The sequence below is a fragment of the Streptomyces sp. NPDC055103 genome, assembly GCF_053607625.1.
In genome coordinates, this window is record NZ_JBSGTX010000022.1 from 64,001 (window position 1) to 76,850 (window position 12,850).

15 protein-coding genes, 1 tRNA gene and 1 riboswitch are annotated in these 12,850 nt (G+C 69.2%); of the genes, 6 read left to right on the forward strand and 10 right to left on the reverse strand.

Translation table 11 applies throughout. The features are described from left to right. Positions 1–6: 6 nt before the first annotated feature. Together ACWFR1_RS16400 and ACWFR1_RS16405 are read right to left on the reverse strand one after the other, a co-directional pair. Entirely contained in the window at positions 7–843 is an 837-nt protein-coding gene (locus tag ACWFR1_RS16400) for an ABC transporter permease (RefSeq protein WP_453551421.1), read from the reverse strand. Positions 844–958: 115 nt separating this feature from the next. Next, entirely contained in the window at positions 959–1,762 is an 804-nt protein-coding gene (locus tag ACWFR1_RS16405; RefSeq protein ID WP_453551532.1) for an ABC transporter permease, read from the reverse strand. Between the two features lie 172 nt (positions 1,763–1,934). Between ACWFR1_RS16405 and ACWFR1_RS16410 the strand changes: the two genes are divergently transcribed. Beyond that, positions 1,935–4,094: a transglycosylase domain-containing protein gene (locus ACWFR1_RS16410; RefSeq protein WP_453551423.1), complete on the forward strand. Its 2,160-nt coding sequence runs from the start codon at positions 1,935–1,937 to the stop codon at positions 4,092–4,094. Here the strand turns inward: ACWFR1_RS16410 and ACWFR1_RS16415 are convergent. The 3 genes from ACWFR1_RS16415 to ACWFR1_RS16425 form a co-directional block, all read right to left on the reverse strand. Then, positions 4,088–4,408, reverse strand: a complete 321-nt coding sequence (locus tag ACWFR1_RS16415; protein ID WP_028811654.1) for a DMT family transporter — start codon at positions 4,406–4,408, stop codon at positions 4,088–4,090. The two genes, ACWFR1_RS16410 and ACWFR1_RS16415, sit on opposite strands and share 7 nt — an antisense overlap. 33 nt (positions 4,409–4,441) lie before the next feature. After that, positions 4,442–4,510: riboswitch (guanidine-III (ykkC-III) riboswitch) on the reverse strand. 49 nt (positions 4,511–4,559) lie between these two features. Beyond that, positions 4,560–4,898, reverse strand: coding sequence for a GroES family chaperonin (locus ACWFR1_RS16420; protein ID WP_317595701.1), 339 nt, complete (start codon positions 4,896–4,898; stop codon positions 4,560–4,562). A gap of 46 nt (positions 4,899–4,944) precedes the next feature. After that, a complete protein-coding gene (locus tag ACWFR1_RS16425; RefSeq protein ID WP_453551425.1) occupies positions 4,945–5,265 on the reverse strand; it encodes a DUF3618 domain-containing protein in 321 nt (106 codons plus the stop codon). Between the two features lie 137 nt (positions 5,266–5,402). Between ACWFR1_RS16425 and bcp the strand changes: the two genes are divergently transcribed. The 3 genes from bcp to ACWFR1_RS16440 all read left to right on the forward strand — a co-directional run bounded on the left by bcp (position 5,403) and on the right by ACWFR1_RS16440 (position 6,502). Then, entirely contained in the window at positions 5,403–5,870 is a 468-nt protein-coding gene (gene bcp / locus ACWFR1_RS16430) for a thioredoxin-dependent thiol peroxidase (RefSeq protein WP_453551427.1), read from the forward strand. Positions 5,871–6,051: 181 nt separating this feature from the next. Continuing rightward, positions 6,052–6,369: a hypothetical protein gene (locus ACWFR1_RS16435; protein ID WP_453551430.1), complete on the forward strand. Its 318-nt coding sequence runs from the start codon at positions 6,052–6,054 to the stop codon at positions 6,367–6,369. Between the two features lie 46 nt (positions 6,370–6,415). Further along, positions 6,416–6,502 (forward strand) — tRNA-Leu (locus tag ACWFR1_RS16440). 59 nt (positions 6,503–6,561) lie between these two features. Here the strand turns inward: ACWFR1_RS16440 and rdgB are convergent. From rdgB to ACWFR1_RS16460, 4 genes are all read right to left on the reverse strand, one after another. Continuing rightward, positions 6,562–7,164 (reverse strand): RdgB/HAM1 family non-canonical purine NTP pyrophosphatase, encoded by a 603-nt coding sequence (gene rdgB, locus ACWFR1_RS16445; RefSeq protein ID WP_453551432.1) that lies wholly within the window; start codon positions 7,162–7,164, stop codon positions 6,562–6,564. A 31-nt stretch (positions 7,165–7,195) separates the two neighbouring features. Then, the gene (locus tag ACWFR1_RS16450) at positions 7,196–7,552 is read right to left on the reverse strand and encodes a hypothetical protein (protein WP_453551534.1); all 357 of its coding nucleotides are present in this window, start codon (positions 7,550–7,552) and stop codon (positions 7,196–7,198) included. Positions 7,553–7,658: 106 nt separating this feature from the next. Next, entirely contained in the window at positions 7,659–8,390 is a 732-nt protein-coding gene (gene rph, locus ACWFR1_RS16455; RefSeq protein WP_453551434.1) for a ribonuclease PH, read from the reverse strand. Between the two features lie 106 nt (positions 8,391–8,496). Next, positions 8,497–8,769 (reverse strand): glucose PTS transporter subunit EIIB, encoded by a 273-nt coding sequence (locus tag ACWFR1_RS16460; RefSeq protein WP_453551537.1) that lies wholly within the window; start codon positions 8,767–8,769, stop codon positions 8,497–8,499. Between the two features lie 196 nt (positions 8,770–8,965). On the opposite strand from ACWFR1_RS16460, the gene ACWFR1_RS16465 reads away from it, so the two are divergent. Both ACWFR1_RS16465 and ACWFR1_RS16470 read left to right on the forward strand, forming a co-directional pair. Continuing rightward, positions 8,966–10,264 (forward strand): PTS transporter subunit EIIC, encoded by a 1,299-nt coding sequence (locus ACWFR1_RS16465; protein WP_453551436.1) that lies wholly within the window; start codon positions 8,966–8,968, stop codon positions 10,262–10,264. 298 nt (positions 10,265–10,562) lie between these two features. Beyond that, positions 10,563–11,816, forward strand: a complete 1,254-nt coding sequence (locus ACWFR1_RS16470; RefSeq protein WP_453551439.1) for a PTS transporter subunit EIIC — start codon at positions 10,563–10,565, stop codon at positions 11,814–11,816. Positions 11,817–11,909: 93 nt separating this feature from the next. Here ACWFR1_RS16470 and ACWFR1_RS16475 read toward each other — a convergent pair whose 3' ends face one another. Beyond that, a complete protein-coding gene (locus tag ACWFR1_RS16475; protein ID WP_453551441.1) occupies positions 11,910–12,662 on the reverse strand; it encodes an MBL fold metallo-hydrolase in 753 nt (250 codons plus the stop codon). Between the last annotated feature and the right edge of the window lie 188 nt (positions 12,663–12,850).

Sequence of the window (12,850 nt, forward strand, 5' to 3'; positions counted from 1 at the left end):
CGGGCCTCAGCTTCCTGTCGATCGGTACGAACGGATTCCGGCCCGCCACGCGATCCCCGCCACCCCGCAGCAGACCGCCGCCACCAGCGGCGAGGCGAACGCCGCCCAGTCCGGCACCCCCGCCGGGGCCGGCCGGCCGAGGACGTACAGCGCGGGCAGCCAGTTCACGAACGCCAGCGGTACGACGTACACGACCCCCCGCACCAGGTCCTGCGCGAAGATCGTCGGCGGGTACTGGAGCAGCGTGTTCCCGCCGTACGTGAACGAGTTCGTGATCTCGGCGGCGTCCTGCACCCAGAACAGGGCCGACGCGCCCAGCACCATCACCGCCGCGAAGATCACCGCCCCGGAGAGCAGCGTCACCGGCAGGAGCAGCAGCTTCAGCGGCGTCCAGGACACGTCCAGCAGGACCAGGGACCACACCAGGACCAGCACACCCTGCGCCACCCGCCCGAACCGGCGCAGCGCGAACTTGTCCGCCGCGACCTGCGCGAGCAGCGGCGCCGGCCGCATCAGGAACGTGTCGAGCGAGCCGTCCCTGACCCGCTTCCCCATCCGCTGGAGCGACCCCATCGTCAGGTCCGCGATCCCGAAGGACGTGCCCGCCGTCCCGTACAGCAGCGCGACCTCCGCGAAGGAGAAGCCGCCCAGGCCCTCCACCTGACCGAACATCAGCAGGATCACGACGAAGTCGAAGAAGGTCACGCAGAAGCTGCTGAAGAGCGTCAGGGCGAAGGAGGCGCGGTACGTCATCGTCGACCGGATCCACATCCCGGCCACCATCCGGTACGTACGCCAGGACTCGGCCAGGAGCGGCTCCGGAGGCCAGGACTCCGCCGGCACAGGCGGCTCCCGACGCCAGGACCCGGCCGGCACGGGCGGCTCCGGAGGCCAGGACCCGGCCGGCACGGGCGGCCCCGTACGGTGCCCCGATCCCTCACCCGTACGGGGGACGTCCTCAGCCACCCTGCACCACCACCTTCCGCGTCGCCGCCGCCTGCGCCACCCGCCCCGCCCCGAACAGCGCCAGCGCCCATGACCCCTGGAAGGCGTACGCCCCCGCCAGCTCCCACCCGCCCTCGTACGTCCCCAGGTACACATCGGCCGGCACCTGGAGCATCGACGCCCACGGCAGCACCCGCGCCAGCTCGCCCAGCGCGCCGGGGAAGACGTTCAGCGGGAGGAGCATCCCCGAGAAGAACAGGCCGCCCAGCCAGGCCACCTGCACCACGCCCTGGCCGTCGAGCAGCCAGAACGCGCTCATCGCCACCAGGTACCAGATCGCGAAACTGACGGTCGAGCCGAGCGCCACCGCCACCAGGAACGCGAGCCACGTCCCCGGGCCCGACGGCAGCGTGAAGTCGAAGACGAGCGCGCCCACCGCCATCGGGACGATCCCGCGGCCGAGCAACTGGAAGGCGGCCCGGCCCAGGTTGGCCGAGAACCACCAGGTCTGGAGGTCGGCGGGGCGGTAGAGGTCGACCGCGATGTCCCCGGTCCTGATCCGCTCGATCAGCTCGTCCTCGAAACCGCCGCCCATCATCCCGCAGACGGTGATCAGCGCCTGTCCGATCCACACATAGGCGAGGGCGTCGTCCATGGAGTAGCCGCCGAGCTGCGGCCGTTCGTCCCAGAGGGCGATGTAGGTGTACGACAGGACGAAGCCGAAGACGGTGTTGGTGAACACCCCCGCCGCCGTCGCCACCCGATACGTGGCATGGCGTCGGAAGCCACCCGCGGCCACCGTCGCGTACAGCCGCAGCATGCCTCTCCTCCCCGAATCCCCGGAAGCGTGCCCAATGCGCCGAAAAACGCCGAAGCGCACGACCCTAGCGAGAGGCGACTCCTCACCGCGAGCGGATTTCTCGCCGCCTTCACAGCACTTTCGGGTCGTATTGCGGAGTTTCACCGCCTTACGGGCAATATGAGGTGCCATGCCCCCTTCCTCCGGTACGAGCGACACCCCCCGGCCATCCCGCCCGGGCTGGGAGCCGAGGGACCCCACCCTCTCCGCTCCGCCACCCCCCGCGCCGAAGCGTCCCCGACGCCTCCGACGCTTCCTGCGGACCCTGTTCGGCCTCGGCCTGCTCGGCGCGCTGCTCCTCGCCGGAGCCTTCACCGCCGGCTACCTCCTGGTGGACATCCCGCCCGCCAACGCCGCCGCCGTCGCCCAGTCCAACGTCTACCTCTACCGCGACGGCAGCCCCATCGCCCGCGACGGCGAGGTCAACCGCGAGAACGTCCGCCTCGACCAGGTCCCCCCGGGCGTCCGCCGGGCCGTCCTCGCCGCCGAGGACCGCGACTTCCACACCTCGCGCGCCGTCGACCCCAAGGCCATGGTCCGCGCCGCCTGGAACACCGTCACCGGCAAGGGCCGCCAGTCCGGCTCCACCATCACCCAGCAGTACGTCAAGAACTACTACCTCGGCCAGGAGCAGACCCTCAGCCGCAAGGCCAAGGAGTTCTTCATCGCAATCAAACTCGAACGCGAGAAGACCAAGGAGGAGATCCTCCAGGGCTACCTGAACACCAGCTACTTCGGCCGCAACGCCTACGGCATCCAGGCCGCCGCCCGCGCCTACTACGGCAAGGACGTCGAGCGCCTCGACACCGCCGAGGGCGCGTACCTCGCCTCCCTCCTCAAGGCCCCCAGCGCCTACGACGTCACCACCCACCCCGAGAACCGCGCCAAGGCCGTCGCCCGCTGGGACTACGTCCTCGACGGCATGGTCACCGAGGGCTGGCTCGGCCCCGCCGAACGCGCCGCCGCCCGCTTCCCCCTCCCCCAGACCGCCCGCCCCGCCACCGGCCTCTCCGGCCAGCGCGGCTACCTCGTCCAGGCCGTCGAGGAGTACCTGACCGGACACGGCGTCATCGACGAGAAGACCCTCGCCGGCGGCGGCTACCGCATCACCACCACCCTGGACCGCGCCAAACAGGAGACGCTCGCCCAGGCCGTCGAGGACCGGGTCATCTCCCTGCTCGACCCGGACCGCGCCCCCGCCGACCGCTACGTACGCGTCGGGGCGGCGGCCGTCGACCCGGGCACCGGCAAGGTCCTCGCGATGTACGGCGGCATCGACTACACCCAGCAGTACGTCAACAGCGCCACCCGCCGCGACTACCAGGTCGGCTCCACCTTCAAGCCCTTCGTCTTCACGGCGGCCGTGCAGAGCGGGGCGCAGACCCAGTACGGCATGCCGATCACCCCGTACACCCTGTACGACGGGACCAACCGCCGCCCCGTGGAGGGCTGGAACGGCAGTCCGTACGAACCCGCCAACGAGGACGACGCCAACTACGGCGAGATCGCCGTCGGCGAGGCCACCGACCTCTCGGTGAACGCCGTGTACGCCCAGATGGCCGTCGACGTCGGCCCCGCCCACGTACGCCGCACCGCCGTCGCCCTCGGCGTGCCCGGCTCCACCCCCGACCTCACCGCCTCCCCGTCCATCGCCCTCGGCCCGGCCACGGCCAGCGTCCTCGACATGGCCTCGGCGTACGCGACGCTCGCCGCGCACGGCCGGCACGGCGCGTACACCCTCGTCGAGGGCGTCACGAAGGGCGGCCGGCCGGTGGACCTGCCCTCCCGCCCCGCCCGGCAGGCCGTCACCAGGGAGGCCGCCGACACGACCACGTCGATCCTGCGGAGCGTCGTCGAGACGGGCACGGGCACGGCGGCGCAGGCCGCCGGACGGCCCGCGGCCGGCAAGACGGGCACGGCGGAGGACGACAAGGCCGCCTGGTTCGCCGGCTACACCCCGGAACTCGCGACCGTCGTCGCACTGATGGGCCAGGACCCCGAGTCGGGGCGGCAGGAACCGCTGTACGGGGCGCTCGGCCTGCCCCGGATCAACGGCGGCGGCGCACCGGCCGAGATCTGGGCCCAGTTCACCCGGGAGGCACTGGCGGGAACGACACCCCGCGACTTCGACCTCCGGCTGATGCCGGGAGCGGAGGAGATGCCGCCCGTACCGCCGGTGCCGGACGGCCCGGGCGGCGAGGACGACGCCGCCCTGACGGGCGAGGCGGGCCCGGGGGCAGCGGTGTCCCGCAGCCCCCTGCCCTCACGGCCACCCGGACGGGGTCAGTGACCGGAGGTCGCCTTCAGACCCACCACGGCGACCAGCAGCAGACAGACGAAGAAGATCCGGGCGGCGGTCGCCGGCTCACCCAGCACCACCATGCCGAGCACCGCCGCACCGGCCGCGCCGATACCCACCCACACGCCGTACGCCGTGCCGATGGGCAGCGTCTTGGCGGCGTGCGAGAGCAGCAGCATGGAGGCGACGATCCCGGCGCCGGTGAACACACTGGGCCAGAGCCGCGTGAAGCCGTCGGTGTACTTCATACCGATCGACCAGCCGACCTCGAGCAGACCAGCGACCACAAGAAGAACCCAGGCCATGACGACGACACCTCCGCGAGACGGAACAACAGGAGTGCGTCGTCTTGTCGTCATCCCGGTACGGCGCGTCTCGTCGGGTGTCCCCAGCCTAGCAAAGAACACGCGAAGGCCCTGGTGACAGCGGTCACCAGGGCCTTCGCGCAGCTCGCGCCTACAGGTAAAGGCCGGTCGAATCCGTCGCGCCCTGGAACCGGTCCGCGGCCACCGCGTGCAGGTCCCGCTCCCGCATCAGTACGTACGCGGTGCCCCGCACCTCGACCTCGGCGCGGTCCTCGGGGTCGTACAGCACCCGGTCACCGATCTCGACGGTCCGGACGTTCTGACCGACCGCGACCACCTCGGCCCAGGACAGCCGGCGGCCGACGGCCGCGGTCGCCGGGATCAGGATGCCGCCGCCGGAACGCCGCTCCCCCTCGGGGGAGTCGGTGCGGACCAGGACCCGGTCGTGAAGCATCCGGATGGGCAGCTTGTCGTGCGTGTTCTCGCTCACGGTCCGAACCTACCTGCCTGGGCGTGTCGCCCGCGGCCGGGAGGGGTCATGCCTTGTTTCTGCGGGAGGACGCGGCGATCAGCCCGACCACCGCGACGGCCACGACGGCGGCCGGCACGAGCCGCTCCAGACGGGGCGCGCCGTCCTCGTGGGTGAAGCGGGCCTTCACGTCCGAGACGACCCGGTTGACGGCCACGAAGGCCCGGCCGGCGGTCTGGTCGACCGTCGAGGCGACCCTGGCCTTGGCGTCCCCGATGATCGTCTTCGGGTGCACCCGAATACCGATCTCGTCGAGAGTGACGGCGAGCTGCTCGCGCCGGCGGACGATGTCCGCCTCGATCTGCGCAGGGGTCCTGGCTTCCGACACCGCGCTGCCTCCGTAGTCGTGTATCCGGTCGTTGACGGACAGTCTGTCAGCTCCACCGCCGATGAGCCGCGCCCGACCCCCTTCGGCCGACCGCCATTAGGCTCTGGAGGCGTACGCGAACACCCCCGAGGAGAGCCATGAGCGAGCGACTGCAGCCCGGCGACACCGCCCCCGCCTTCACCCTTCCCGACGCGGACGGCACCGAGGTCTCCCTCGCGGACCACAAGGGCCGCAAGGTCATCGTCTACTTCTACCCGGCGGCCCTCACCCCCGGCTGCACGAAGCAGGCCTGCGACTTCACGGACAACCTGGACGTGCTGGCGAGCGCGGGCTACGACGTCATCGGCGTCTCCCCCGACAAGCCGGAGAAGCTGGCGAAGTTCCGCGAGAAGGAGAACCTGAAGGTCACGCTGGTCGGCGACCCGGAGAAGGCGGTCCTGGAGGCGTACGGCGCCTTCGGCGAGAAGAAGCTCTACGGCAAGACGGTGACGGGCGTGATCCGCTCGACGATCGTCGTCGACGAGGACGGCAAGGTGGAACACGCCTTCTACAACGTGAAGGCAACGGGCCACGTAGCCAAGATCATCCGGGATCTGGGCATCTGAGCCCTCACCCTTCGGTACGGAACGGGCCGCATCGCCTTCCGAGGCGGTGCGGCCTGTTCCGTTTACCGGACGCGACAGTACGCGATATGGCGTAACCGTCCGACATTCGGCTCGTTAGTCCGTGCGAGGCCACGAACGGGTGACCGAGGCGGAGGGGGTCCGGATGCAGGATGGTTCATCCATGTACAGCCGGGAGCGGCTCAGCATCACCGTGTCCGAGTCGAGAGGCTGGGCCGATCTCATGCACCGGCTCGGCGTTAAAGCGGGCGGTGGACGGCGTCGGACGCTCCAGTCGAAGGTCGCCGAGTACGGCATCGACACCGGCCACTTCAAGCAGCAGAGCCCCTGGCGCAAGTACACGGACAACGCCATCGCCGAGGCTGTCGCTTCCTCGACGACTCTCCGTGAGGTCGCGCGGAAACTCGGCGCGCCACCGGCAACCTGTCATTCGGCCACCGATAACTGGTACCGAGGAAGTAGGCGTCGGCGATCTAGCTAGCAACGCCCGCACCTAGTCCGCCGCCTGCCGCTACCATGACAGGCAGGCGGCCGTAGCCAAACTGGTATCGGCGGGTGTTTTAGGGGCATCTGGGAGAAATCCTGTGTGGGTTCGAATCCCACCGGCCGCACCAACCTAGCAATCGAAGGCCCGGTTCGTATCACGAAGCGAACCGGGCCTCGCCGTACCCCCTCAGCCCAGCAGCTCCCGTACCACCGGTACCAGCGCCCTGAACGCCTTCCCCCGGTGGCTGATCGCGTTCTTCTCCGCCGGCGACAGCTGTGCGCAGGTCACCTCGTGGCCCTTCGGCTGGAGGATCGGGTCGTAGCCGAAGCCGTTCGTGCCTACCGGGGCGTGGCGGAGGGTGCCGCGCATCTGGCCCTCGACCACGCGTTCCGTGCCGTCCGGGAGGGCGAGGGCCGCCGCGCAGGCGAAGTGGGCTCCCCGGTGTTCGTCCGCGATGTCGGACAGTTGGGCCAGGAGCAGGTCCAGGTTCGCGCGGTCATTGCCGTGAGTGCCTGCCCAGCGGGCCGAGAAGATGCCGGGGGCGCCGTTCAGGACGTCGACGCAGAGGCCGGAGTCGTCGGCGACCGCCGGGAGGCCGGTGGCCTGGGCGAGGGCGTGGGCCTTGAGGAGCGCGTTCTCGGCGAAGGTGACGCCGGTTTCCTTGACGTCGGGCACGTCGGGGTACGCGTCCGCGCCGACGAGTTCGAGGTCGAGGCCCGCGTCGGCGAGGATCGCGTGGAGTTCGGTGATCTTGCCCGCGTTGCGGGTGGCGAGGATCAGACGGGTCATGTCACCGATTATCGGGGGTCCGAGGGAGCCTCTAGCCCGGCGTGCAGACCTTCGCGATCTCGCTCGCCCCGTCCGTGATCGGCTGGATGTCCGGCGTCGTGTCGCCGTTCTTGACCGCCGTACGGACCGACTCGACGCCCTTCGTGAGGTCGTCGACCGCCTTCGCCAGGTCGGCGTTGTCCGTGGTGTTCTTGAGGTTGCCGAGCTCGGTGGAGATCGAGTTCAGGGACTCCTCGATCTGCGTCGGGTCGTTCGACGCGTTGGAGACGGCCTGCTGGAGCTTGTCGACGGACGTGGCTATCGCGTCGGCGGTCTTGACGCAGTCCATCGCGGTGTCGAGGGCCGAACAGCCGCTCAGGACGGTGGTGAGTGCGGCGGCCGTGGCCATGGCGAGTGCGAGACGGCGCTTCAAGGCATCCCCCAGATACGAACAGACGGACGGGCGGGCGCACGGAGCTTATCCGTACGTCCGCCCGTCATGACGCAGTGCGGTGTCAGAGGGTTCCGTCGAGCGCCTTGCGCTGGATCTCGGCCAGTTCGGCGCAGCCGCCCGAGGCCAGGTCGAGGAGGGCGTTGAGCTCCTTGCGGTCGAAGGGCTCGGCCTCGGCGGTGCCCTGGACCTCGACGAAGCGGCCGTCGCCGGTGCAGACGACGTTCATGTCGGTGTCGGCGCGGACGTCCTCCTCGTAGCAGAGGTCGAGGAGGGGGACGCCGTCGACGATGCCGACGGAGACGGCGGCGACGGTGCCGACGAGGGGCTTGCGGCCGGCCTTGACGAGCTTCTTGCCCTGGGCCCAGGCGACGGCGTCGGCGAGGGCGACGTACGCGCCGGTGATGGCGGCGGTGCGGGTGCCGCCGTCGGCCTGGAGGACGTCGCAGTCGAGGACGATGGTGTTCTCGCCGAGGGCCTTGTAGTCGATGACGGCGCGGAGCGAGCGTCCGATGAGGCGGGAGATCTCGTGCGTGCGGCCGCCGATCTTGCCGCGGACGGACTCGCGGTCGCCGCGGGTGTTGGTGGCCCGGGGCAGCATCGAGTACTCGCCGGTGACCCAGCCTTCGCCGCTGCCCTTGCGCCAGCGCGGGACGCCTTCGGTGACGGAGGCGGTGCAGAAGACCTTGGTGTCACCGAAGGAGATGAGGACGGAGCCCTCGGCGTGCTTGCTCCACGCGCGTTCGATGGTGACGGGGCGGAGCTGTTCGGGGGTACGGCCGTCGATACGAGACATGGGTCGAGCCTAGCCGTGGCGGGCGGGAGGGCGGTACATGACGAAGGGCCCGTCTCCCTGCCGGGACGGGCCCCTGTCGGCGCGAGTCAGTGGCTCGCGCCAGGTCTCACATCAGGTCTTCGATCTCCGCGGCGATCGGGTCCGCGTCGGTGCCGATGACGACCTGGATGGCGGTGCCCATCTTCACGACGCCGTGGGCGCCGGCGGCCTTGAGCGCGGCCTCGTCGACGAGCCCGGGGTCGACAACCTCGGTGCGCAGCCGGGTGATGCAGCCCTCGACCTCTTCGATGTTGTCGATGCCGCCGAGCCCGGCGACGATCTTCTCAGCCTTGGTGGCCATGTGTTTCTCCCTGTCCGTTCCGATCGCGCGAGCGCGAATCTCGGCGCACCTGTGGTCCGCTTTGTCACGGTAACCCACGGTTGGCCCAACTATGCGAGCAAATGCCGCCGTTCTGTCGAATGATGACGATCACCGGCGGCCTGTCCTCAGCGGGCTCCCGGAGCCTACCGCAACTGGTCTACACCAGTGTGCAACGGAATGCGGACCCGGCTTGTTCCGGGCAGGGAGGACGCCGATGAGTACCGACAGCGCCGCGGCACCGCCGAGGAAGTCCGTGTGGAACGGCCTCTTCCAAGGGCTGCAGAAGATGGGGCGCAGCCTTCAGCTCCCCATCGCTGTCCTGCCGGCCGCGGGCATCATCAACCGGCTCGGGCAGCCGGACGTCTTCGGCGCGGAAGGTCTCGGCTGGGACAACGTCGCCAAGGTGATGGCGGGCGCGGGCGGCGCACTCCTCGACGGCAGTCTCGGTCTGCCGCTGCTGTTCTGCATCGGTGTCGCGATCGGCATGGCGAAGAAGTCGGATGGTTCGACCGCGCTCGCGGCCGTCGTCGGCTTCCTCGTCTACTACACGGTGCTGCGTCAGTTCCCGAAGGACTGCCCGGCGGGGACGCAGGACATCAGCGGCGGCTGCCTCGCCGTCGACGACTCCTTCGCCGGTTACACGTACCAGAATCCCGGTGTGTTCGGCGGCATCGTCATGGGTCTGCTCACCGCGTACCTGTGGCAGCGGTACCACCGGACGAAGCTGGTCGACTGGCTGGGCTTCTTCAACGGCCGCCGTCTGGTCCCGATCATCATGACGTTCGTCGCGATCGCCTTCGCCTCGATCTGCCTGTGGATCTGGCCGCCGATCGGTGAGGGTCTGGAGAACTTCAGCGACTGGCTGGTCGGACTCGGCGCGTGGGGTTCGGGCATCTTCGGCCTGGCGAACCGGGCGCTGCTCGTCATCGGCCTGCACCAGTTCCTGAACGTGCCGATCTGGTTCCAGTTCGGCACGTACGAGAAGCCGGACGGTACGACGGTCCACGGCGACATCCCCATGTTCCTCGCGGGCGACCCGAACGCCGGCCAGTTCCTGACGGGCTTCTTCCCGATCATGATGTTCGCGCTTCCGGCGGCCGCGCTGGCGATCACCCACTGCGCGAAGCCGCACCGACGCAAGGCGGTCGGCGGCATGATGCTGTCGGTGGCGCTGACCTCGTTCGTCACCGGCATCACCGAGCCGATCGAGTACTCGTTCCTCTTCATCGCCCCGCTGCTCTACGCGATCCACGCCGTGCTCACGGGTGTGTCGATGGCCGTGACCTGGGCGTTCGGCGTGAAGGACGGGTTCAGCTTCTCGGCGGGTCTGATCGACTACGTGATCAACTGGAACCTCGCGACGAAGCCGTGGCTGATCATCCCGATCGGTCTCGCCTTCGCGGTCGTGTACTACGCGATCTTCCGGTTCGCGATCATCAGGTTCAACCTCCCCACTCCCGGCCGTGAGCCGGAGGAGGTGGAGGAGGAGATGGAGCGGGACAACGTCAAGTGACCCCGCGAGCACGCTTCGGCACGGCCCTCGACGGCTGACCGATTCGGGGCTTTCGACCCCCTTGTAAGCCCTGCAGAAGGCCCCTGGACCTGACGGTCCGGGGGCCTTATGTCGTGCATTTCCAGCTATGGCTGAGCACACAAAATTCGCAGGTTCCTTATCTAAGTCTCACGTGCTAAAACTGGTCTACACCACTCATTGGTGTAGACCACGCGGTCCAGACCACCGCGTTCCACGAGACGTCGCCTCCCCCCGTGTTCACAGTCCCTGGCGGCGCCTTGCCTACTGGAGGAAGTTGATGAGTACGGCAACCGCCCAGGCCGCCGCTCCCGCGAAGAAGCGTGGATCCGGCCTGTTCCAGGGCCTGCAGAAGGTCGGTCGCAGCCTGCAGCTGCCGATCGCCGTGCTGCCGGCCGCGGGTATCTTGCTCCGTCTCGGCCAGCCCGACGTCTTCGGCGCGGACGGCCTCGGCTGGGACAAGGTCGCCTCCGTCTTCGCCACCGCGGGTGGCGCGATCTTCGACAACCTGCCCATGCTCTTCTGCATCGGTGTCGCGATCGGCTTCGCCAAGAAGGCGGACGGCTCCACCGCTCTCGCCGCGCTCGTCGGCTTCCTGGTCTACAGCAACGTGCTGAAGGCGTTCCCCGTCGCCGAGGCGCAGATCCAGGCCGGCGCGGACGTCGCCGCGAAGTACAACAACCCGGGTGTCCTCGGCGGCATCCTGATGGGTCTGCTCTCCGCCGTCCTGTGGCAGCGGTACCACCGCAAGCAGCTGGTCGACTGGCTCGGCTTCTTCAACGGCCGCCGTCTCGTCCCGATCATCATGGCCTTCGTCGGCACCCTCGTCGGTGTCGTCTTCGGTCTGGTCTGGGAGCCCATCGGTGATGGCATCTCCAACTTCGGCGAGTGGATGACCGGCCTCGGTGCCGGTGGCGCCGGCCTCTTCGGCCTCATCAACCGCGCGCTGATCCCGGTCGGCATGCACCAGTTCGTCAACACCGTCTCCTGGTTCCAGATCGGTGACTTCACCAACGCGGCCGGCGAGGTCGTCCACGGTGACCTGAACCGCTTCTTCGCCGGTGACCCGAGCGCCGGAATCTTCATGTCGGGCTTCTTCCCGATCATGATGTTCGGCCTCCCGGCCGCCGCCATCGCCATCGCCCACGCCGCTCGCCCCGAGCGCCGCAAGGCCGTCATGGGCATGATGGTGTCCCTCGCGCTGACCTCCTTCGTCACCGGTATCACCGAGCCGATCGAGTTCACGTTCATGTTCATCGCGCCGGTCCTCTACGCGATCCACGCGGTCCTGACCGCCGTCTCGATGGCCGTCACCTGGGCGTTCGGTGTCCACGCGGGCTTCACCTTCTCCGCCGGCCTCATCGACTACGGCATGAACTGGAGCCTCTCGACCAAGCCGTGGCTGATCATCCCGATCGGTCTCGTCTTCGCGGCGATCTACTACGTGGTCTTCCGCTTCGCGATCACCAAGTTCAACCTCCCCACGCCGGGTCGCGAGACCGACGAGGAACTCGAGGACCTCACCAAGGCGTGAGCCTCACCCGCACGGAACCCGTACGGAACCCGTACGAAAGGGAAGGCCCCGGAACCGAGAGGTTCCGGGGCCTTCCCCGTACGTGGCGGGGCGTCAGATCTCGTACACCGCGCCCGGCCGCGCCAGTTCCGACGGGCCCTTGTACACCTCGCGCGCGTCCGACAGGTTCTGTTCGCCGTCCGTCCACGGCGGGATGTGCGTGAGGACGAGCCGGCCCACCCCCGCCCGGTTCGCCTCCGCGCCCGCCTCGCGGCCGTTGAGGTGGAGGGCCGGGATGTCCTCCTTGCCGTGGGTGAAGGAGGCCTCGCAGAGGAAGAGGTCGGTGCCCTCGGCGAGCTCGTGCAGCGCTTCGCAGACCCCGGTGTCGCCGGAGTACGTGAGGGAACGGCCGCCGTGCTCGACGCGGATGCCGTACGCCTCGACCGGGTGGCACACCTTCTCCGTACGGACGGTGAAGGGGCCGATCTCGAAGGTGGCCGACTTCAGCGTGCGGAAGTCGAAGACCTCGCTCATGGAGGTGGGTGACGGGGTGTCCGCGTACGCCGTGGTCAGCCGCTGCTCGGCGCCCTCCGGCGCGTAGACGGGGATCGCGTCGCAGCGTCCGCCCTCGTGCCGGTAGTAGCGGGCGACGAAGTACCCGCACATGTCGATGCAGTGGTCCGCGTGCAGATGGCTGAGGAAGATCGCGTCGAGGTCGTACAGACCGATGTGTCGTTGCAGCTCGCCCAGGGCGCCGTTGCCCATGTCGAGGAGCAACCGGAAGCCGTCGGCCTCGACGAGGTAGCTCGAACAGGCCGAATCCGCGGACGGGAACGACCCGGAGCAACCGACGACGGTGAGCTTCATGGAGCGTGAACCTCCGTGGACGGGTGCGGAAAGCGCGCTGAGGGAGGGGGAGGCTGTGCGGTCTGTCGAGCGTAAGGCGCACCTGGGCCTGTCGCTCCTTCGTGGCGGCCCGTTGTGGGCGAACTCACGGGCTCTGTCACCGGTTCGGATGGATGGCGGGGCGCCACGGCGGAGTGGACCACGCGCCG

Coding starts and splice junctions, on each gene's coding strand:
- ACWFR1_RS16410 (WP_453551423.1), top strand. CDS start 1,935: ATGCCCCCTTCCTCCGGTACGAGCGACACCCCCCGGCCATCCCGCCCG.
- ACWFR1_RS16415 (WP_028811654.1), bottom strand. CDS start 4,408: ATGGCCTGGGTTCTTCTTGTGGTCGCTGGTCTGCTCGAGGTCGGCTGG.
- bcp (WP_453551427.1), top strand. CDS start 5,403: ATGAGCGAGCGACTGCAGCCCGGCGACACCGCCCCCGCCTTCACCCTT.
- ACWFR1_RS16435 (WP_453551430.1), top strand. CDS start 6,052: ATGTACAGCCGGGAGCGGCTCAGCATCACCGTGTCCGAGTCGAGAGGC.
- rdgB (WP_453551432.1), bottom strand. CDS start 7,164: ATGACCCGTCTGATCCTCGCCACCCGCAACGCGGGCAAGATCACCGAA.
- ACWFR1_RS16450 (WP_453551534.1), bottom strand. CDS start 7,552: ATGGCCACGGCCGCCGCACTCACCACCGTCCTGAGCGGCTGTTCGGCC.
- rph (WP_453551434.1), bottom strand. CDS start 8,390: ATGTCTCGTATCGACGGCCGTACCCCCGAACAGCTCCGCCCCGTCACC.
- ACWFR1_RS16465 (WP_453551436.1), top strand. CDS start 8,966: ATGAGTACCGACAGCGCCGCGGCACCGCCGAGGAAGTCCGTGTGGAAC.
- ACWFR1_RS16470 (WP_453551439.1), top strand. CDS start 10,563: ATGAGTACGGCAACCGCCCAGGCCGCCGCTCCCGCGAAGAAGCGTGGA.
- ACWFR1_RS16475 (WP_453551441.1), bottom strand. CDS start 12,662: ATGAAGCTCACCGTCGTCGGTTGCTCCGGGTCGTTCCCGTCCGCGGAT.